This is a genomic window from Xenorhabdus mauleonii (assembly GCF_900113945.1).
GTDB classification, from domain to species: domain Bacteria; phylum Pseudomonadota; class Gammaproteobacteria; order Enterobacterales; family Enterobacteriaceae; genus Xenorhabdus; species Xenorhabdus mauleonii.
Genome location: NZ_FORG01000006.1, coordinates 183,394 through 204,818, shown reverse-complemented (window position 1 = coordinate 204,818; position 21,425 = coordinate 183,394). Strand labels below are relative to the sequence as shown.

Genomic DNA, 21,425 nt, shown 5'->3' with positions numbered 1-21,425 from the left:
CACATTGAATTCAATTGAATATTTATATTCACAAAACTTATTTATGAAGAGTGTATTAATTACTTGTGGTATTAATGGCTACTGATTATGATTATGATTCTGGTATCCGTGTCCATACTTACAATATTCTTCCTTGAAAATATCAGCCCGCTTTGTGCATTAGTATCAATTTAAAACACAATATGGTTTTATTTGTCTTTATATATAAGAAATGTTGAGGTTAATTATGAGAGACATAAATGAAGAAAAAAGGATAAATGCTGCTAATCTTATTAAGAGAAGTATGCGCCAGTACTTTGAAAATAAAGCAATTGATAGAATGAGTAGCACACTGATCCATAGACATAGAAGGCATCATAGTAAAAAATTATTTGATTTTCATAAGACTAAAGATGGACGTGATTATCCAGACTTGCACTCAAATATGAAAACGATTGCAAAAGACTTAAAAAATAAGCTAGGTGCATTTAATGAAGATGAGTTAGGTTTTGTAAGAAATTTTTATTCAAAAGAGTTTTATATTGTCCATGCCAGTGATTATAATCTTATAGATAGAGCTAAAAAATCATTAACTCTTTTATCAAGGGTTAGTCTTCAGGAGAGGAAAATTCCGTTTGATGAGGCAAATTCTAAGGACGATGCAACTTTTTTAGGAAATGATAAATATGTATTTTTTTCACTTGAGGTAGGCAGGGAACCTAAAAAAAAGAGAAGTAATTTTGGAAATCATTTTTATCGCATTAGGTATTCAGCTAATAAATACTCACTTGTTTATTCCTCAATGGTATTATATGATCAGCTCTATAAATGTAAGCATTTAAATATGTTGGAACATAGCGTAAGGATAATCGATAGAATTGGTATTAGTTCCGATTCAGTAGAGCAAATTGAGCTTTCAATATTACGCAGAACGAATGGGGGCAGTGCTTTTTCTGGATATTTTAATTCTATTAATGGACTCTTGTATTCTCTTCTTATTGATATTCGTGAGTTAAAAAACGAACAGGATAAGAAAAAACTCCTTTCCGCCAGTACAGATGAAGAATTCAATAATATTATCAATGGGTTTTATCGCCCTGAAGTTAGGATTCCGATAGTGGCAGGATTTTTTCAGTGGGAGTATGAATATATAGAACGCAATATTTAAATATGAGTTTTTATTCCGGGTTGTATCTATTCTTTAATTTTTCACAAAAATGAGAACGCTTTGCGTATGGAGGGAATTAAATTATAGTTTTGTTTTTCTTTATGTATAAGAAGTAATGAGGTTGATTATGAAGAGCATGAATGCAGAAAAAAATATAAATGCTGCTAACGTAATTAAAAGAAGTATTCGCCGGCACTTTGAAAACAATGCGATTGATGAAATGCGCAAGACAATGATCAATGCCGCTAATAATCATAATTTTGGCGCGATATATGATTACCACAAACTTAAAGATGGAGATAATTATCCAGATTTGCGTTCGAATATGAGAACGATAACGCAAGACTTAAGAAATGAATTAGGTATTATTAACGAAAACCAGCAGGGTTTTGTACAAGCTTTTAAGTCAAAAGAATTTTATATTGTTCATGCCAGCGAAAATAATCTGATAGATAGTACTAAAAAATCATTAAATCTTTTCTCAAGAGCTACCCTCATGGAGAGAAAAATGACATTTTGTGATTATAGCGGCGCAACCCAAAAAGATTTGTCCTACTTAGGAAATGATAGATTTGTGTCGTTTTCACTTGAAGTCGGCAGAAATCCTAAAAAATGCAAAAGTAGGTTTGGGCACCATTTTTACCGAATTAGATATTCTGGAAATAAATTTTCACTTATGCATTCTTCTATGATGTTATTTGATCAATTAAACCCCTATTTATATTTGGAGGGGAGTGCCAATAGAGAAAGGTTGTTCAATCATTTTAATATTAGTGCGGAATCAAGAAAACAACTTGAGGGCAGAACGATACGCAGAGGAGACAGTTCTTTTTCAGGTTTTGATAATTCTATTAATGGGCTATTGTATTACATCTTAAATGACATCAGTAAGTTGTGTAATGAACACGATAGGAAAAAGCTCCTTTCAGCGCGCAGTGATGATGAGTTTAACCTTATTATCAATGGGCTATATCGCCCTGAAGTAAGAGTGCCAAGAATGGCGGGATTTCTTGACGGTGAGTATGAATATATAAAACACGGTTCTTCCGGTTGTTGTATTTCGTAATTAAAGCTATCAATCTACTTTGGTAGATAACTGATTTTATTAGGCGTGTGATCTGGTTTTATTAATGACGAAGGGTTTTTTAGAAAAACAGCCATCAGTACATTTTAAATGTGGATTGTTGGCTGTTTGCATAGTAACTTTTTTATTTTTTCAAATATCTCAAACCCGCTCGCAAGTTTCATTGAAACTCCACTATTTACTGGCGATATGTGATTTCTTTGTCCTAACTTTCCAGAACCATACGGGGCCGCTGACAGATCTCAGGGGAAAAGAGGGTATTTTTAGTCATCCTGTTTACTTCTCTCAAGGAGTTTAGTTTCCAGGACTCCCGGGGCGGTTCAATTCATTACGGGTGAAATTCGTGGCTTAAATAAAAACTATTACACATTAAAGTAATTATAGTTCTTATTACCACTGAAAATATTTAACTTTTTTTTTAATAAACCTGGATGTATAAATATGGAAACGATATATATCGTATTCCTTTTAAAGGAGGCTAACACTGTGTAAACTTCATAGGAAGTATTCCTCATAACTCTTCCTAGCGGCAGCATGCAACATCAAGATATTGCAACGAATGATAGGACATATATCATATTCTGTGAGCCACCATATAAACCCATAGTCACCATATAAACCCATAGTCACCATATAAATCCATAATCACAATATAACCCCATAGTCACAATATACTTACTTGATCATTATATTGAGGACAACATAAATGGTACTACTATATAAAAAACGTGATGTGATTGGCATACAACCCATGATCATGGAAAGAAAATTTCCGACATGGCATTTTTCTATGTTGAATGATAAATTAAGAAATGAAGCAATAAAAGAAGCTATTACTTATTATGGTGTTGATAACAAAGTTGTTTTAGAAATAGGTACTGGAGCAGGCCTTACTGCGATATATTTCGCAAAACATGGTGCTAAAGTTGTTTATACGTGTGAAATGGATGAACAACTTTATCATGTAGCAGTGAAAAATATAAAAGAAAATAATTTTGAAAATATTATAAAAATATATCACATGACTAGCAGTGAACTAATAAAATCAGGCATTATGAAAGAACCGCCTGATGTCATATTCACTGAAACATTAGACTGCGGTATTGTTGGCGAGGGATTTTGGTCAGTCGCAAAAGATATTCGCACAATAGCAAGTTCCAACACAAAAATAATTCCTGATATAATAAAACAATATGGCTTTATGATTGAATCAGAAGAAATTTATAACCAAAATAAAATATCAGGAAATTTTAATGGAATTAAACTAACTCATATTAACGATCACTCAACAACAACATATTTTCCTATCAGATATAACAATTTCAATGTAAAAACATTATCTGAAAGTATGAAAATCAATGAATATACATATACTACTCTCGAACATGGCATAAGGTCATCAAAGTTCATTGCCTACCGAACAGGTATATGCCACGGTATAATTTCATATTTTCAGGCCCGAATGGGGCCATCGATTATTTCAAATGATCTTAGGGATAAAGGGCATTGGCACCAAGCGTTCCATCCATTACAAGAACCAATAAATGTTAAAGCTGGGAATACATACATAATGAAAATTAACAAAAATGGCTCAATAACTATTGTATCAGAGAAGGGGTAGAATATGAAAACAGATATCAAAGACACAAAGGTTATTGCCGACTTTAGTACAAATAACCATGAATTATGCAGGGATGCTATTCTTAACTTTTGCGATGATACACTATTTATCGATAATGAACATCGTTATGAGGAACTATATTGGGGGCGACGCCTACGGCCTCACGTAGTTAAATTTCTAAACTTCAAAAACCCACTCAAAAAAGAAAATCTCAATGAATATTCAGCCTTTGCTGCTAATAGAATACTATTTGCAATGAATGAAGTAGATTTTTTAATGTTACCTAATTCTGGCGAGGACATCGATCTTTTAGGGAAACGATACAATACAACAAAATCCGCCGAAGCATATATAGGAATGCCATACCTTGAGAAATATTTATTTTCATTCCTTGATGATGATATTAAAATATCAGAACACTGGAGTAAGGCCCAAGTTAAAGAGTATTTTTATTCATTTGAAAATGATATTCGCACAATAAAAACACTACCTTCCTCTGAGGTTATTCTTAATTCGAAAAACCCAGAATTAGCGGCAAAAGATTTTTTAGTTCAACTTTGTCCTGATTTTCTCATTGAATCAAGCCCTATGGCACGGTATGCTCCAGGAAATTACGGCCAACTATCCTCATCTCTATTTAAAGTCATTATTGATGAATTAGGCTATGGATGCCATAATTCCAAACACTCAACTTTATTTGAAAATACATTAAATTCTGTGGGGTTAAGTTCAGAACCACATAAATACTGGCAATATTATTTAAATGGTAGTTTATTATTAGCTAATTATTACAATTCAATAACTCGAAATAAAAATAATTTTTTCAAATATATTGGCGCTATTTACTTAGCAGAAACAGGGTTCATACAAAGTTGTAAAATTTGGAAAAAATGCTTAGAAACCGCATTACCAGGAATAGACACTAAATATTTCAGTGAACATCACCATATTGATGTGGATCACAGCAGAATGGTACTTGAAAATTTAGTCATGCCAGCAATAGATAAATATGGCAATTATGCCGCAAGGGAAATTATCAGAGGCTTTGAAGAAGCCCGGTTAATCTCTGATATTGCTGATAGCGACTTTGTGAAACAAACTTTATGGAAAGACAGTGCTGAAGATTATGTAAATATCTACAAAAAAATCTGGCCTGACGTAAAAAATGCTGCAAATAATGGGGATATCCCTTTAGCCAATTTAGATGAACCTCTAGGTGAACTATCAATCACTCACAGTCACGATAAAGATGAATTGTGCCACGTGATTGAAGGGCAAATGGAGTTCCTTAATGGATTCGGTAAATCAACCATGTTAGGCCCGGGGGATGGAATTATAATCGAGCACAACAGACTACATGGCGCTTTGATTCACTCTGAAAATTGCAAATATCAGATTTACACTATAGGGGATGTGAATAAATGGCAATAAAGAAAATTAGCACAAAAGGTGCAAAAAGTCTTATTGTTGACCTTACATCTACCAACGATCGGGTGGCTATTTACCTAGATGAAAAAAGTGTTAAGGCTTTGAATGATAAATGCACTCATCGAGGTGGGCCACTTCATTTGTGCTATAGAGATAGCAATAATATCCGAAGATGCCCTTGGCATGACAGACCAAATCCGTCGGACCGCTACAGTTCGGAAGTTGCATTGATATACTATCCGAAAGATGAAACTATTATTTTAGTTGCGCCCAACCAACATGATGAACCATGGCCTGTAAAAGTATGCATTTGAATCCAGAGCAATATAATTATCGTACTGCCCCGGAACATCGGGGCAGTTAGCACTCTCCCCATAAGCTTCCCTCTCATCACTAGGCTGTGTCCCGCAATAGATTTTGATAGAGTAACACCCCCTATTTTTCACATAGTTAACTCTTTTGTTTCCATATTGCATATTGTTCTGGCATACAGGCAGCACAGGGTCGGTAACCCGCTGCAATTGCAGTTTTCTCATCTAGAAAAAAAATCCGATTATTCACATATCCACCTCGTTCAATTGCCCGGACTGCTACCTGACAATCAAGCATCCCATAAATACGTGTTAGCTTGTTTCCCCCAATAGTTCCTGGGATTTCGCTTAGATAAATCTTACCGTTCAGCCCAACTAGCTTCCATATTAATTTTGAATTTGATTTATTTTCCATGATGAAAAAATACCTCTAATCCAATGCGTTGCCCACGACGAACCCGACTAATGGCATGCTTCAGGTTCGCGCGATAGTAGCCTCGCGCTCCTTTTACTGGTCGATCTGATAATGCAATAAGGGCAACATCCCCCTTTTCTAAGGGGACAACAATTGGACGTGATTGCATGCGAGGACGTTGTTCGACCATAACAAACTCACCTCCTGAAAAATCCGTTTCAGGTGAGGAAAAAAGGCCAATCAATTTAAATGGAAAAGTTATTGTAGTACTTTCATTATTTTTTAGCGGAATTAAATTTTTTCTGCGCAGGATATTTAAACAAGATAATTCTTTCCTTTGGCCTATTTCATAGTTTAGTTTCTGAAAATCGTGGGGAGTATCTGGAAAACGAAACTCCTTACCGAGAATCTCGTTCCATTGGTTAGCAATTGGCATAATTTTGCGGTAAAACATATCTCGACAGACTGTAAGAATTTCGCTTGTAGGTATTTTAAAAAAAGACTGTTCACCTTGCACATCAACCAGTTCACTATTTGGAGATAACGCTAAATCCATTGATGAATATAAACTATCATGAAGAGCTTCAAAATATGGGTGGGATAGCATATTAGAAAATATAATATACCCCTCATTTTGTAACTGCTCTGCAATATATTCACAATCCAGTTTTTCTATATAACTATACAAAGTATTTAACTGGCTCATGATTTCTTCCCATTCTGTTCGCAACTTAAGAGCTGTTGTTTACGCTCTACGCCCCAACGATATCCAGAAATATCACCGTTATGACGTATAACCCGATGGCAAGGAATCGCTACCGCAATATGGTTGGCAGCACATGCCCGTGCAACTGCACGAACAGCTTTCGGGGACCCAATACGTTCAGCAATGTCACTATAGCTGGCTGTTGTACCAGGCGGAATTTCCCGTAGTGCCTGCCAGACGCGTTCTTGAAATGCTGTACCCTGAACATCTAATGGTAAATCTAATCCTATAGTCGGTTGCTCTACAAACCCGATAACTTGGGCAATAAGTTGCTCAAACTCACTATCTGCACCTATCAAATTAGCCAAGGGGAATTGATCCTGCAGATCGCGTACAATCTCTTCCGGATCGTCTCCCATGAGAATGGCACAGATGCCTTTTTGGCTCTGAGCCACCAGTATAGCCCCCATGGAACATTGACCTACTGCGAAACGAATCCGTGTTCCTTGCCCTCCACGTCGGTAATCTTTAGCCCTCATTCCAAGTCGAGCATGTGATATTTCATAAAAACGGCTATTGGAATTGAAACCTGCTTCATAAATTGCATTTGTTACAGTTTGCTTTTCATTTTCCAATTGTTCTCGTAGGCGGCGCACTCGTAATGCAGCAATATATGCTTTCGGTGTCAGTCCCGTAATCGATTTGAAGATCCTATGAAAATATGCCAGGCTCATACCCGCATGCTTAGATAACGTTTCCAGGTTTGGTGGAGGATCCGATGTTTCAATGAATCTACATGCTGCAGTGACAACGTCTGTCCAACGAGACGTCGCGCTGCTGCGATCTCCGGAATTATGGCGGCTTGGGCGATAACCTGCTGCTTCAGCTTCCTGTGGAGAATCGAAAAACATCACATTTTCTCGTTTAGGAAGTCTTGCCGCAGAACTTGGTCGGGCATAGACCCCCGTTGTTTTGACTGCATACACGAAATGGTCATCTGCGATACGATTCCGAGTTCGCACCGCTTGCCAGCGCTGATCATCTGTTTCGAATGTAGAATAGTCCGATGGAGAGGCACTCATATAAACCTCCAAATTATCGTGAGCTTAAGTTCAATATAGAAAGAAATCTGTTCACTGAAAATACGATTTTATCAGTTAGCTTCTTCTCCGCTCCGGTACTCGCCGCAAATACCAGGAAGCAGTTGTCCGTTATGGGCTCTATATGTGTCCCAAGATACGCATCTGGATTACTGTGGGGGATTTATCCATATCTTTAAGCCGCCGATAACTTTCATGAATGCCAAAGTCATCAGCAGAAAAAATATCGGTTCGTTTCAACATATAGATTAAGAGCATCTCGACAGTCCAACGGCTAATGTCATGGAGTGAAGTTGAATATTTAATTGAACCATCGTCTGTAAGCTGCATTGCCTAGACATGCGAACTGATAAACTCATCATTGTCAGTCGCATCCTCGGAAAACAAATCATTCTGATTCATCATATAAGTTCCTCATCGTGAATCATGGAAAATGAGGCCCAGCGTATGTCGCTGCCCATAACGAATCCTGCTAACACCATGTCGCATGACTGCACGACGCATGCGCCCACGTTTCCCAGGGACTGGCCGTGAATGGACTGGAAAAATCACACCATCCCCCTGCTTTAGCGGGACCACATCAACCGACCGTGAATCTGCCCCAATACTTTGAGTCACAATGAACTCCCCACCAGTAAAATCTTCCCCAGGAACGGATAGCAGAATCGCAATCTGAAGAGGAAATACAAATTCTCCATAAAGATCTTGATGAAGGTTATTATAATCCCCCTCCATGTACTTGAAAATTAGCGGGGTTGGTCTCACTTGCCCTGCCGAATGACAATGAGAAAGAAAAAGCGATAAGTTATCTGGATATACAGCAGGCTTTCCTAACTGTAAATTCCATCGATTAGCTATCTCAGCCAAAGGACCGTACAATTCCTGACGCAGCGCCTGTATCTTCTCAGGCAGGGGATAAGTAAAGTATTTATACTCACCACGCCCAAATCCATGACGGTTCATTTGAATGCGAGTTCGGTAAAGTTCATCTTTATTGAACAATGTTGCAAACTGTTCACAATCAATTTTATCAAGAAGTAAATCCAATACGGCATACCCAGATTGCTGAATCGTGTTTTCAATTGCTAACCAGTCATACCGTTCTGACATCGCATTCCTCTCTTCAGATGTTTCAGACGCGATTTTTGCCGAATGTTGTGTCTGAGTTAACTTCATATTTAGGTACCTATTTCTTTATGTCCGAGGCCGTCGATGGATGAAAGGCGGGATGGGGCTGACAAGGCAATTATTCCCAATTGAATAGAAAAACCAATGGCCACTGCGATCAAGCAGCTTGTGACGCTAAAAGTGGCACTAATCCAAGCGCCTAAGGCTGCCCCTAGCGGACGTGCACCAAATGTTGCAGTCATGATGACAGATGAAACCCGGGCAATCAGTCCACTGGGCGTTACAATCTGTCTTAACGATGTTGTCGAAATGGTCCAAACAATAGGGCCAAAACCAAAAAGAAAAAAGGCAATGAATACAATAAAATGAATCGGTACTAACATCGTTCCAACCATTAAAAGCGCTGCCGAAAATGCACAAATTGGCCCCAGCATAATTTGCCGGCCGAAACTTATGTATCGGGAAATGAATGGATACAGAAAAGCGCCAACAACCATCCCTGCGCCAAAAAATCCAAGAGTTCCGCCTACCGCTGATGCACTGAAGTGCAGATTATTAATTGCGTAATATGCGAAAATAGCCAGTAGCAGATACCATGATGTGTTGAATATAAAGGCAGTCGCCACAATAGGACGCAGGAAACTATTATGGGCAATGAAACGTACGCCTTCGGATAATTCCTGCATTACATGCCTACCTGAAGGGGGCTGACGTTTTTCATTTGGCAAGCGGGACAAATACCAGACACTTACCATAGACAATATAAATGCAGCGAGAAAAGCAAATATTCCAGATGACCAGCCAGCTAAAACACCACCAACTGATGGGCCGGCAGTAAATGCAATACTTCTGGCGATTTCAAGTTTCCGATTCGCAGTCAGTAAATGATCTTTATCAACCACTGCAGCGACTAATGCCGGTGTTGCTACACTATAAACAACTGTTCCGGTAGTAATCGCGAAGCTCAGAGCCGCCAACTCATATAGTCCGAGGGATTTGGTATAGAACAAAAAAAACAGTAAAAACAGAGCTAAAGCCCGAATTATCTCAGTACCAATCATCAGATGTTTTCGTCGATATTTATCAGCAAGAAGACCCGCAGGGATCGACAGCAGCAGAAAAGGGAGTGTATTGACGGCCTGCAATGAGGCCGATTGTTCTGCTGAAACACCTAAAGCGACGACAGCAAGTATTGGAATCGCTGAAATGGCCATTTGCTCGCTAAATTGAGCAGCCAAATTGGAGCTTGAGAGGCGCCGAATAATGACGTTTGTGTTTTCACTGTGCATAGTTCATTAGCCTATGATCTTTTTAATATTTTCAAGCAAAGAATCATAGGCGCTACGTGCAAAACGGTAATAATAACGAGCACGGATTGAACCGTGAATGGCAATTTCATCAATATGAATATAGGTAACGGCACCGACTTCCTTTAAGCGTTTATGCATTTGGTCTGCTTCAACAGAAAGTGGATCAGATTTTGCAGCAAAAAAGATAGTTGGTGGCATACCTTCCACATTCTCAATCAGAAGTGGTGACGCATACTCTGGAAATACATCTTGGTTCTCACCTAAATAATGACTTGTAAAAAAATACATTTCATCCTGATATTCTTTTGAGCAATCATGAACTTGCCGGTTCGCCCAGCGATGGGTATTTAATACAGGGTTAATTGAAATAACACCTGCTACTTGCAGGAGGCCTTTATCTCTAAGCATTAGGGGCACGGCAACAGCAATACATCCGCCGCTACTTTCACCACTAAGGAAAATCTTATTTGGATTTATTCCATATTTTTCAGCATGCATTCTGACATGCTGAACCCCGGCCATAAAATCTAATGGGCCAGTAGGGTGTCTGAATTCAGGTGCCCCGCGGTAGTCTACAGCGATGACTGTCACCCCTAAATCAAAAACGAAATCCTGGCAGAGGCCATCGACAAGTTCGAATCCACCACCGATAAACCCTCCCCCATGAGCATATATAATGCACGTATCGCCATTTAAATTTTTCTGACGTGTATCATTTTTGTATATTTTTATTTGGATATCACACCCGTCCCGCTCAAAGGATTCTAGCGTTGTTTTCAGATGCGGATTAGGGGGAACTGGAAACCGTGCGAACTTAGCTTTGAAAGTCTCACGAAAATACTCAACTCCAATATCGTAGAAGTAGGGATCTTGGGCTACAGAACAAGCATAATTATAGTCGAGAATAGAATCAGTATATTGAGTCATGTTGAGATTGCCTCTTAGCGAACCAATAGTTTGTACTACACGACGACTGGTTTCCCAGATATTACAACCGTTGCCGCTAGCTGCTACTTGTATGCTAAATTCTGATAGGCATTCCGATCTATCCGATTCTTGTACCCGAATTCGAAGTGTTACAGCCCACCCTCCTTATGGTGGCTTGTCATCTATACGCAATCCACCTCCGACCTTTCGTTAGCGTCACATTAATACAGACTGTGTTGACGCTCGGATGTAGCGACTCTCTGAACAATTTGCGTTAATCGAAAGATTCAGCGTGCATTACCCCGTCGTTCTGCTTTGCTAACTCTTTGGAGTACGGCGCCGCATTTATCAGGCCTAGCAAATGCGAGGAAATTGCCAAACCCCGAACTATTACGTTGATGGTTACCGCGAAAGGTCGGCCATTAGGGCGTTGGCTGGTGGGCAAATTAATGGTTGGAGCTGGTCAGCCATCAAGGAAATGGAGTATGCGAATCTAAAATTGGAAACAGGTGATGAGTCGTTTTATGATTAACGGGCAAATACACAGAGTTATTTACAAGTTCCATATCAATTTTGGATACGAGTATTGTAACTATTGAAATGCCCATACATGGCTTCCCTATTTTTAATACTTACTCAGAAATTTTCTAAAACAATTTTCCCTTTTGATCTGCCAGACTCAATCAGCTCATGTGCATGCTGTAAGTTTTCAATATTGATTTTACCTAGGTTCTGATTCAACGTGCTTCTAATTTTTTTATCATCTACAAGTTGTGCGACTTCTTGCAGGAGATTTTTCTGTGCTTCAATATCATCAGTTTCAAACATGGAACGCGTGAACATGGATTCCCAATGCACAGAGATAGATTTTCTCTTAAATGGCATAATATCAAATAATGCTGGGTCGTCGATGAGACTTAATTTTCCTTGAGGAGCAATCAGTTCGACAATTTGCTTAACGTAGGTTTCGGTATGATTGGTTGAAAATACATATTTCGGTTGTTCCAGATGTAATGATTGAATCTGCGCATTGAGATCTTTGGTATGATCAATGACGTAATCCGCTCCCAGTGATTCAACCCAAGATTTCGTTTCTTCTCTAGACGTAGTTGCAATAACAGTAAGGTTTGTTTTTGCTTTTAGTAGCTGAATGGCAATAGAGCCTACACCACCAGCCCCGCCAATAATGAGAATATTACCTGATTGCTCTGCGGAAATATTGAAACGGTCAAATAATACTTCCCATGCTGTTATCGCTGTTAAAGGTAATGCAGCCGCTTCCGCATTAGATATTGTCTTAGGTTTAAGGCTAATAATTCTTTCATCTACAGCTTGAAATTCTGCATTGCTCCCATCTCGAGTTAAATCTCCAGCGTACCAAACCTGATCACCGACTTTAAAATGTTCTACGTTAACGCCGACTTCAACAATTTCACCTACCGCATCCCATCCCAAAATCCGTAATTTATCGGATGGAATGTCGCCTCTTCTCACTTTAGTGTCTACCGGATTGACAGATATCGCCTGGACTTTGACAAGGACATCACGTTCTTTCAAATTAGGCTGCGCTTTTTCAATTTCAATGAGTGGGTTTTTAAACGTGTTATCAATATTAGCTATAAATGATATTGCTTTCATCGGATTATCCTCTTGTTATGTTTTTTTAGTTTAACTAATATCCAAAAATAAGTTATACAGATAAATTAGTCATATAGTGACCAAAAGGATACTATTGCAATGGGTAAACTTAAGCATTCTCGTTTTGATTGCACTCCCGGATGTTCTGTGGAGGCTGCTATTGGGATAATTGAAGGCAAGTGGAAAAGTATTATCCTTTGGCACCTACTTTGTGATGATGTATTGAGATTTAGCGAACTAAGAAAGAAGATTCCTGCAGTGACCCAAAAAGTGCTGACACGTCAGTTGCGTGAGCTTGAAGAAGATAAAATTATTATAAGAAAAGTCTATGCACAGGTTCCTCCGAAAGTTGAATATCGGCTCTCAGATTTAGGGGTTTCATTAACTCCTATCCTTACTGCTTTGAAGGAATGGGGGGACAAGAATATAAATCTGTATGGAAAATCACTCTAGCGATATTCAGGTTCATGCATCTTAAGCGGCCCAGCGCTTAGGTTATAACTGAAAAAACCATGTAAGCCGTCAAAATGCCACCAACAGGCTATTTTTCCAAAATTTCCATGGTTTTTTAGCCACCGATGCCAGTTGTGGCTCGGTTATGGTTGGTCGCTTGGATTCGATCAATAATATGGCTTGTTTCAAACGGTCTGTATAAGATTGCTGGGCCGTAACTCGTTGCTTCAAGTGCTGAGGCTAAACACTGAGTACGCGCTTAATTTCCACAATAATGGTATCAAGTTGAGCAGATGTCACACTGCGAATATCAACTTCGATTTTGCCTTCATCCGCTTTATATTCCCGGAAGTAGATGGCAATCGTCCCTTGCCGGAGTTGTGCCAGAATATCGAACGTGTTTTTGCCAATTAACCGTTCATCAAAAGTAATTTCTGTTCGGGCGATATCACGGTTTGCACTGTCCCAAACGACTTTGGCGGAAACCCCCGCAATACCGTTCAATTTCTCAATGAACGGCGTCATTTTTGCAACCATCTCAGCGCCTGTTTCTTTCGTTTTTTGAAGATAGTTTTCGATAGCCAGTGTCAGGCCGAGAATGCCTTCTTTGCCGATCTTCATGGCACGCCCGATCCCATAGCGCTGCCGCTTAACCCAATCAACATAAGGTTGTTTGCCAATCACCAGCCCGCTGGTAGGGCCTTCGATGGCCTTTGCCCCGCTGTAGATGACCAAGTCAGCCCCTTGCTGATAATAGAAGGTTAAATCTTCTTCGGCAGCGGCATCCACAATCAAGGGTAAGTTATGTGCATGTGCGACGTGTGCCGCCTCCGCCACCGTCAGCATGCTTTTTTGTACGGTATGGTGTGATTTGATATAGAGGATCGCTGCGGTTTGTTGTGAGATTTTATTGGCAATTTGTGTGGCGCTGCATTCATTGGCAAAACCCGCTTCAACGACTTTACCGCCTCCCAATGTAATCATGGTTTCAACAGGTGCGCCAAAATTGACGTTATGTCCCTTGGGCAGAATGATTTCACGGGGAATTGACGCTTCTGAATAGGGATTAAGCAGGCGTTCGCCATTATCTTGGCAAATCACTGCCGCAACGGATTGGGCAATGCCTGCTGAGGCGCAAGACACAACAACGGCACTTTCTGTATCAAGTAATCCGGCGATGTGATCACCGGTTTTTTCTATCAAATCGTCCATTTCAAAATAGTGTTTCAGCCCTTCCGTGATTTGATTGATAACCGGCTCGGAAGGCGTTGAAACACCCAATATGGTCAGGCGTCCGGCTGCATTGATCACTTGGCGCAATTGGTATTTTTCATTGAGAGAGGTCATTGATTGCACTCCTGTCAGCAGTTGTATTTTTGACGGTCAGGTCAACTGTTGCGGTATTTTCGGTCACGGCGATATGCGTTCCGGAGACAATGGCCGCAATGGGGATAAATTGTTGCGAGCCGATTCTGACTTGCCCTTCAGCATCGACAAGCTCGATACGTTGGTCTTTTAGTTCAAATATGGTGATATCAGCGTCGCAGCCCCGCTCCAATCGTCCTTTCTGCGGCAGATGAAGCAAATTCGCCGCGTTGATTGTTACACAGTTTAGAATGTATTCAGCAGGCAGCCCCATGTTGAGGAATTTCGTCATCACACTGGCAAGGCTGTAGACTGGCCCGCCAACCCGGTTTCTTTGATAAATATCGGAGCTGATCATATGGGGATGGGCGCCGAACTTGATGGCTTGCTCGGCAACAGAAAAACTGAGGCTCTCTGTTCCATGACCTACATCCAGAATAACGCCTCGCGCCAGCGCTTTTTGGACTGCGTGTTTCAGCTTGCCGGTACCGTCAAGAATGCGGTTGGGCTTGCCGTTAAAACAGTGGGTAATGATATCGCCCTTGGTCAGCAGATCGACCATGGCTTCCAGATTGGGGGGAGGATTGCCAATATGCACCATCAATGGCAATCCGTTCGTTTTCTGCATGATTTTGGCTTTGAGCAGGGGCAAAAGCCCATTTTCACCAATGACGCTTTTACTCATGCGTGCTTTTAGTCCGATGACAAAGCCTTTGTGCCGCCTGGCCGCATCCTGAAATTGTTCATTGTCAATGCTGTTCATGTCAGCCAGTTCATTTTGGCTGCGGATACCCGTGCGGGCGATATTCAAAAAGGCATAAACATGGGTCTTGGCCTTACGTGACACCGCATAAAAATGGTCGATATCGTCAGCACCGGCACTGCCGGCATCTACTACCGTGGTAACGCCACTGGCTATACCAATCAAATCTGGTTCGTCAAAATAGAGGGGGGATTGTGGGTAGCAATGGGTGTGGGCATCAATCCACCCGGCACTGATATGATAATGCCCATGCAAGTCAATTTCCTTGATAGCGTTCAGGCCCGTTGCTGCGAAAGGGCCAATGGCGGTGATTTTTCCATCATTGATGACAAGATCGATGATAGTCCCATTGATGAGTTTGCCTTGCTTGATGATTAAGTCATTCATGAGATACCTGCCCTTAATATGAGTTATGCTGCGACAGGGAAAAAGTAGCCGAGTACCATCGCTCCCAAAATTGCGCCGCCTGCTACGGGCTTTTTCCACAGATAAAACAGCAGGGCGCCAGCCAGAGAACCCAGGCCAATCGGGATGGATGCGGTCATTGCGGCCAGAATGATGAGGGGGCCGAGGAAGCGGCCGGATGCGTTTCCTGCTCCCATCATGACATCGGCACCGAAAGTGGAGTTGCCCTGTGCTACCGTGAATTTACGGGCGAAAATAATAATCAGGCCAATGGCAACCCCCAGCAGCATGCCCGTGAGCAGCGACGCCCAGAAATTCGTAACCAGAAAATCAAAGCCTCCCGCCAGCAGTAACGCAGGAATGCCCAAACCAACGCCAGTTTGCAGCGCTCCCCCGATATCGAGGATCCCAACCAGCGAGCCTTCAACGACGCGGGCAAACAGAAAACTGGCACCGAATGCGGCAACTGCGCCATAAACACCAGTATCAAGGCCGGAACGCAGCATTGCGACGAACGCCACTTCATTAAATGCCCCAAACCCATACACCACGTACATATGTGTACCGGCAAAGATCCCCGCAGACAGCAGGCCGACAAATAGGGGAAACGTCCACTCGGCGTACCAAAAATCGTGTTTTTTCAATTCATTATTCATGGTTATTTCCCGCTCAGGATTTGATGGATACGGTGCAGCCAGTTTGGTGCATCCAGCATGAAGGAGTGCAGGAGTTTCAGATCGAACTCACGGAAGAAGCCGCTGAGAATAAACAGTAAAACGACGGCAACCAGCATGGTCAGGGTGATTTTGTTCCAGCCGCTGTCATCAACGCCTTTGCCTATCAGGATACCCAGCACCAAGCCGGGAATGGCATTGCCCATGATGAGCTGGGCACAGCCACCAAACAGCGTGGCCCAGAAACCCGAGCGGCGTCCGGCATCCATTGCGGCGAGCCAAAACAGTACGGGCATTACGGTATTCACCAGCAAATTGGCGGCGGGGACAAGGACATTGGCGGCAGTGGTTTGTAAGGCAGCAGGCACGGCGGAAGCGGTTGTATTTAAAAATGCCACCAGCAGTGCGCCAATCACCCCGCAAGCTATCGCCATTTTTTTCGGATTGTGCAGCGTTTCCGCGACGTTGCGGTTCTTGATCATCAAAACGGCAGCGCCCCAGTTGGGGATGATGCGGTGATCCACATCCTGCGTGAATGCCCCTACGGCGACCGATGACGCCCAAGCGTTAAAAAAGAAACCGAGACCAAAAGAGAAATGGGAAGCGGGATCGCCTTCACAGGCATTCAGCTCACCCAGCGTGCGAAATGCGCCCATGCCCTGAACGGTCGGAGCGTGGAACATTCGTGCCGCTCCGGCTCCGAGGCCGAAGCCACACAGCCCGCCGATAATCAAAGACATGCCCAGTATTTCGATAAAAGAGGCAGCAGTATTCATGATTTTTCCTCCCTATCATGGCTTGCCGGAATAGTATTTTTTTTCGGCGTGGCCCTGTCCGGATAAACCAGATGATTGTTTGGATAAAACTGATGATTTGGATGCAGCAAATGGTTTGGGTACAACAGACGCTTTGGGTACAACAGACGCTTTGGGAACAACAGAAGGTTCGGATAAAACGGATTCCTCGAAAGGAATCGCCTGAACATCCAACGAAGTGACACTGACGGCAACGTCCAAGACGATGGAATAGTTTTCACGCCGACGGGGCAGAAAAAAGAACAGGAATTTTTCGGTTGTCACTTTGCAAACAGCGCTGACGATGGAAATATCTTTCGGTTCAATGCGCAGGATAATGTGGGACGTTCCTTGCAATACGGTACGCTGCACTGAGTTTAAAGCATCAGCGATGGCTTTCTGGCGCGAATCACCGGAGCCGCTGACACGGACGGAGGTTTCAAATGATTCTTTCATGATGTTTCGCTCCGTTTTTTTATAAAGGCATGAACAAGACGTTCCCCCAGCTCGGCTTTGTCCATAAAACCAAATCCGAGCACAATACAGTTTTCACGGATTGCGGTTTCTCCTTCCTCAATGGAACGCATGCCGTGGCGGGCGGAATAACCATATTTATTCTGCGCGGTGATGGCGCCGGCACCACCGCTGCCACAAAACGAGATGCCGATATCGGCTTGTTCTTGGTGCATGACATCACCCAGTTTCATATCGGCAGCCATGCCCGGAATGACAATCGCTTTGCCGCCAGCGGCCTCAATGCCAGCGGCAACGTTTTGCCCTTTGCCCAATCGATCGCCAATAACGACGACCACTTGTTTTTTAATGGATTGTTCTTTAGAAAATAGCTTGTTGCCCATAGGTTCTGCCTCCATTTAATCAAGGATTGGAACGCGCAATTTCAAAATGTACCGAGAGTAAATAAACCTCTTCGACAGCCAGCTCAGGCAGGATTTCGACGATTTGTGCAGCCAGTTTTATGGACTCCGGAGAAATCTCATCAAACAGAGAAAGATCGACTTCCGGTAAGGACTCACCGGTCTTGGCTCTCAAGACCATTGCGTTAACATGGGATGCCAGCATCTGCTGCTGGGTTGGTGTGGTATAGGCGCCTTCTGCCGTCAGCCATTTTTCGATAAGAGTAAGCAACTCTTGGCTCACCGTTTCGGGATCAATGTGGTGATCAGTTGTGTGATCAGAAGGCTGATCAAGCGTGTGATCAAAAGTGGCTTTCGTCATATTGAAACGTATGGAGGAGTTATTCATAAAAAACCTCTCAGTCAAATTGATCGCGACGAATCACGCATTGCCGCAAACAAATGCAATTTTGTTTGCTGAAATCACCTTATCGATTTTATTTCTGGTTTTGGAGCAAGCTAATTTCCGTTTCAAAGTGGAAATCAATTAAAAATGGGGGGAAGGCATGCATTATTGTGGGGTTTTTAAGTGAAAAAATGAGTAAAAATAGAACAATATGATTTTCTTATCCTTTGAATGCGGTCACATTAAACCTGTGTAGATTCTTTTGATGGCCGCTATCTGGCCCTGCCAAGGCTATCTTTGGCGATTAGCTGAAAATCATCGAAGTTCCGGCTATGCAACAACCTTTTAGTGGCTTTTTCCCTGATAAATGTAACAAACAGGTCGTAAATCGACATGGCTTCTTCATAATCTTCTTTGCTGATTGCGAGCAGAAAAATGACATTGGCCCGTTCCCTGGTTTCTTTATTCCACTCGACACCGTTAGGGGCGAGGATAGTCACAACAACTGTTTTGAGGGCCAGTAACCCCAACGTATGTGGCAGGGCAATATTTTCTCCCAGCAAGGTAGAAACAATGGATTCCCGCTCAATTAATGAGGGGTAGAAATCATCATGGATATAACCACCCAGTTGTAATTTACGGCAGACTTTTTTGAACAGGGCTGACTGCGTTATGTCTTCCTTGATCACCATAAAATAATGGCGGTCAAAGAAACGCTCCAGAATATAAGCGCGTGACTGGTCTGCTATTGTCAGTTTCCCAATCATCTCTAGCTGATAAGGGGTAGGAAACGGGGAGATTCTGGTGATGGGCTTATTTTTATCGGTCAGGTGCAGGGTTGTAATAATAAAGTCCTCCTCCACATAAGCCAATTTATTATATTCATGGAATGGCAATGCACGTTGAATCTTGAGTTGCGGGAATTTGCGGGCAATTTGCGCTTCAATCATCCTCCGTATTGCGTTGCCGGCATCGGTCACAAGCAAGACAGGAATAGCGCGGTTGTTGCCTGTGCCGTAATGGCGCTCCAGCCCAACGGCGATATGCACGGCCAGATATCCCAGTTCGTTTTCATTAATGACGCCGGGAAGCTTATCTTCAATGCGTGCCAGCGCGCTGACGGTGACTTCGTAGGCGAAGGGATAATATTGCTTGATGTCCGCCAACAACGGGTTTTTTGAGCTGATTTGGTGCTGCAACCGGCTGGTTAGCAAACTTAAGTGGGCGGCCAGATCATTTCTCAGCTTGCTGTCATGGCGTAAATCATAGTTATATGACGTATTGATATCATTGAGTATTTTATCAACCCAACTCAGGCTTTCATGCATTCTGCAAACCGGGTCGTCATGTTGGGGAATACGCTGTGCGGCGATTTGCGTTCCGAGATAGTGGATTTCTGCAAGCGGCATTTCATTATCTAAAAACGCAGCCAGCGCGGTTGAGATTTCCTCGCTCGCCTGTTGTATGGCGCTATCTGGCTGGTCAGGCGGGCTATATGCCATTGAATGAGACTGACAAAGGCGGAGCAGAGACGCCGCACAATTGAATATCAGATATTGGCGCCCTTCATCGGTGAGCTGGATATTAAACCGACTAAGGCTGTTTTGCAGGATCTCTGCGATATCCGCCAGATCGATATGTGCCAGTAAACCGCCATTGAATGGAAACGGTGACAGCGCCATCCCTTGTGCGCTGTGATGCAAAAATTGATGCGACAATGTGTCTGTCAGGCAGGCCCGAACCAAACGTTCGTCACCCTTCAACCGAGTACCCAAGTGGGGAATACTTTCCAATCGCAGGGAATACCTGCTGAATATTTCGCGTATTGCGCTCATGTCATGCTGTAGCGTGCCACGGCTGATGCACCATGCTTCGGCGATATCATCCAGTTTGATCGGATGCGATGCCAGCAATAATTTCAGCAGCAACGCATCAACACGATCCCGTGCGGCGCGGGGGATCGTCTGGATCACTTGTTGCTGTTTTGGCAGGGAGGAAAACAGCAAATGATCTTCAATGTGAAGAGCGTAACCTTTCCCACGCTTGTAAGCGATCTTCGCCCCATAAAGATGCAGGATATCATTTAATGTACTGATATCCGTGCGAATGGTACGGCTGGAAACACTAAAGCGCTTTGCCAGTTCTTCCTGTGGCAAACTTTCGGCTTGAATCGCCTCAAAGAGTTGGGCAAGTCGCGGATAGGGAAACAGAGCCATGTGGATACCCTGACGCGGTTATTCTTTTGTTTTGATATCGACGATCATCTCAATGGCGCCGCTGCGTAAAAAACGTCGTTGAGTCGGGACTGCATGGATAGCTTGACTAACAGGCAGGAGAGGGATGCCTGATCCCAAAAATATAGGAACGCTGGTGATAAACAGTTGCTGTAACTCCCCTGCGTCGGCAAAACTGGCAGCGGTTTTCCCTCCACCAATAACCCAAACATCTTTGCCCTTGGCGGCATCCCTTGCTTTAGCGGCAATATCCTTGGGGTGGCCTTGCATGACGGTAGCATCAATACTGGCTGGAATGCTTAAGCTTCTCGATGAAAGAATAAAAGAAGGGATGTTTTGGTACGGCCATTCACCCGCAGCATTTTTCATAATCCATTCATAGGTGTTTGCCCCCATAATTGCGGCACCGATATTTTTATAGAACTCATCATAAGGAGTGGCATCATTACCCAGCGGAGATGCGTATAGCCAGTCTAACTCATGGTTTTCTGTAGCAATGTAACCATCCATTGTAGCGGCGACATAATAAATGAGTTTTGACATATTTTTTCCTTATTTTATTTTATACGTAGGGATAACCAATCAGGAGATGATGACGATACTTGATTAGATAAAAGTAATACACATAAGCTAATTTATTACCATACCAAGAAGAGAAAAAA

At 42.3% G+C, this 21,425-nt stretch carries 22 protein-coding genes and 1 pseudogene; 7 read left to right on the top strand and 16 right to left on the bottom strand.

All coding sequences use genetic code 11. The features are described from left to right. Positions 1-226 precede the first annotated feature (226 nt). The 5 genes from BM100_RS08455 to BM100_RS08435 all read left to right on the top strand — a co-directional run bounded on the left by BM100_RS08455 (position 227) and on the right by BM100_RS08435 (position 5,594). Entirely contained in the window at positions 227-1,147 is a 921-nt protein-coding gene (locus BM100_RS08455) for a hypothetical protein (protein ID WP_092509879.1), read from the top strand. Positions 1,148-1,274: 127 nt separating this feature from the next. Beyond that, positions 1,275-2,213 (top strand): hypothetical protein, encoded by a 939-nt coding sequence (locus BM100_RS08450; RefSeq protein ID WP_092509877.1) that lies wholly within the window; start codon positions 1,275-1,277, stop codon positions 2,211-2,213. 724 nt (positions 2,214-2,937) lie between these two features. Further along, a complete protein-coding gene (locus BM100_RS08445; protein WP_092509875.1) occupies positions 2,938-3,852 on the top strand; it encodes a 50S ribosomal protein L11 methyltransferase in 915 nt (304 codons plus the stop codon). A 3-nt stretch (positions 3,853-3,855) separates the two neighbouring features. Beyond that, a complete protein-coding gene (locus BM100_RS08440; RefSeq protein WP_092509873.1) occupies positions 3,856-5,283 on the top strand; it encodes an iron-containing redox enzyme family protein in 1,428 nt (475 codons plus the stop codon). Continuing rightward, positions 5,274-5,594: a Rieske 2Fe-2S domain-containing protein gene (locus BM100_RS08435; protein ID WP_092509871.1), complete on the top strand. Its 321-nt coding sequence runs from the start codon at positions 5,274-5,276 to the stop codon at positions 5,592-5,594. The genes BM100_RS08440 and BM100_RS08435 overlap by 10 nt, the downstream gene beginning before the upstream one ends. 136 nt (positions 5,595-5,730) lie before the next feature. Here the strand turns inward: BM100_RS08435 and BM100_RS08430 are convergent, their stop codons facing one another. The 6 genes from BM100_RS08430 to BM100_RS08400 all read right to left on the bottom strand — a co-directional run bounded on the left by BM100_RS08430 (position 5,731) and on the right by BM100_RS08400 (position 11,177). Beyond that, complete coding sequence (locus BM100_RS08430; RefSeq protein ID WP_092509869.1) at positions 5,731-6,006, bottom strand: Ada metal-binding domain-containing protein; 276 nt, start codon at positions 6,004-6,006, stop codon at positions 5,731-5,733. After that, positions 5,996-6,712, bottom strand: coding sequence for a 2OG-Fe(II) oxygenase (locus BM100_RS08425; RefSeq protein ID WP_092509867.1), 717 nt, complete (start codon positions 6,710-6,712; stop codon positions 5,996-5,998). Before BM100_RS08425 ends, BM100_RS08430 begins: the two co-directional genes overlap by 11 nt. Next, entirely contained in the window at positions 6,709-7,794 is a 1,086-nt protein-coding gene (gene ada, locus BM100_RS08420; protein WP_092509865.1) for a bifunctional DNA-binding transcriptional regulator/O6-methylguanine-DNA methyltransferase Ada, read from the bottom strand. Before ada ends, BM100_RS08425 begins: the two co-directional genes overlap by 4 nt. A 432-nt stretch (positions 7,795-8,226) precedes the next feature. Then, complete coding sequence (locus tag BM100_RS08410) at positions 8,227-8,988, bottom strand: 2OG-Fe(II) oxygenase (protein ID WP_244590596.1); 762 nt, start codon at positions 8,986-8,988, stop codon at positions 8,227-8,229. Positions 8,989-8,990: 2 nt separating this feature from the next. After that, positions 8,991-10,229, bottom strand: coding sequence for an MFS transporter (locus tag BM100_RS08405; RefSeq protein WP_092509861.1), 1,239 nt, complete (start codon positions 10,227-10,229; stop codon positions 8,991-8,993). A gap of 6 nt (positions 10,230-10,235) precedes the next feature. Continuing rightward, positions 10,236-11,177: an alpha/beta hydrolase fold domain-containing protein gene (locus tag BM100_RS08400; protein ID WP_092509859.1), complete on the bottom strand. Its 942-nt coding sequence runs from the start codon at positions 11,175-11,177 to the stop codon at positions 10,236-10,238. Between the two features lie 361 nt (positions 11,178-11,538). On the opposite strand from BM100_RS08400, the gene BM100_RS23000 reads away from it, so the two are divergent. Continuing rightward, entirely contained in the window at positions 11,539-11,709 is a 171-nt protein-coding gene (locus BM100_RS23000; protein WP_169924677.1) for a hypothetical protein, read from the top strand. A gap of 104 nt (positions 11,710-11,813) precedes the next feature. Here the strand turns inward: BM100_RS23000 and BM100_RS08395 are convergent, their stop codons facing one another. After that, positions 11,814-12,815: a zinc-binding alcohol dehydrogenase family protein gene (locus BM100_RS08395; protein WP_092509857.1), complete on the bottom strand. Its 1,002-nt coding sequence runs from the start codon at positions 12,813-12,815 to the stop codon at positions 11,814-11,816. Between the two features lie 99 nt (positions 12,816-12,914). On the opposite strand from BM100_RS08395, the gene BM100_RS08390 reads away from it, so the two are divergent. Next, positions 12,915-13,268 carry a winged helix-turn-helix transcriptional regulator gene (locus tag BM100_RS08390; protein ID WP_092509855.1) on the top strand — a complete coding sequence of 118 codons (354 nt, stop codon included), beginning with the start codon at positions 12,915-12,917 and terminating at the stop codon, positions 13,266-13,268. Between the two features lie 240 nt (positions 13,269-13,508). Here BM100_RS08390 and BM100_RS08385 read toward each other — a convergent pair whose 3' ends face one another. From BM100_RS08385 to BM100_RS08345, 9 genes and pseudogenes are all read right to left on the bottom strand, one after another. Then, positions 13,509-14,615: a DgaE family pyridoxal phosphate-dependent ammonia lyase gene (locus BM100_RS08385; protein WP_092509853.1), complete on the bottom strand. Its 1,107-nt coding sequence runs from the start codon at positions 14,613-14,615 to the stop codon at positions 13,509-13,511. Next, entirely contained in the window at positions 14,599-15,783 is a 1,185-nt protein-coding gene (locus tag BM100_RS08380) for an amidohydrolase/deacetylase family metallohydrolase (protein WP_092509851.1), read from the bottom strand. Before BM100_RS08380 ends, BM100_RS08385 begins: the two co-directional genes overlap by 17 nt. A 23-nt stretch (positions 15,784-15,806) precedes the next feature. Beyond that, complete coding sequence (locus BM100_RS08375; protein ID WP_092509849.1) at positions 15,807-16,457, bottom strand: DUF4310 family protein; 651 nt, start codon at positions 16,455-16,457, stop codon at positions 15,807-15,809. Positions 16,458-16,459: 2 nt separating this feature from the next. Further along, positions 16,460-17,251: a DUF4311 domain-containing protein gene (locus BM100_RS08370; protein WP_092509847.1), complete on the bottom strand. Its 792-nt coding sequence runs from the start codon at positions 17,249-17,251 to the stop codon at positions 16,460-16,462. 183 nt (positions 17,252-17,434) lie between these two features. Next, a pseudogene (locus BM100_RS23580) lies at positions 17,435-17,725 on the bottom strand (DUF4312 family protein); the annotation flags it as partial. Next, complete coding sequence (locus tag BM100_RS08360; RefSeq protein ID WP_092509843.1) at positions 17,722-18,126, bottom strand: glycine-rich SFCGS family protein; 405 nt, start codon at positions 18,124-18,126, stop codon at positions 17,722-17,724. The pseudogene BM100_RS23580 and the gene BM100_RS08360, both read right to left, overlap by 4 nt. Before the next feature lie 19 nt (positions 18,127-18,145). Then, a complete protein-coding gene (locus BM100_RS08355) occupies positions 18,146-18,532 on the bottom strand; it encodes a PRD domain-containing protein (RefSeq protein ID WP_244590597.1) in 387 nt (128 codons plus the stop codon). A gap of 269 nt (positions 18,533-18,801) precedes the next feature. Continuing rightward, positions 18,802-20,745: a BglG family transcription antiterminator gene (locus tag BM100_RS08350; protein ID WP_092509841.1), complete on the bottom strand. Its 1,944-nt coding sequence runs from the start codon at positions 20,743-20,745 to the stop codon at positions 18,802-18,804. 18 nt (positions 20,746-20,763) lie between these two features. Then, positions 20,764-21,306, bottom strand: coding sequence for a dihydrofolate reductase family protein (locus tag BM100_RS08345; RefSeq protein WP_092509839.1), 543 nt, complete (start codon positions 21,304-21,306; stop codon positions 20,764-20,766). Positions 21,307-21,425 lie beyond the last annotated feature (119 nt).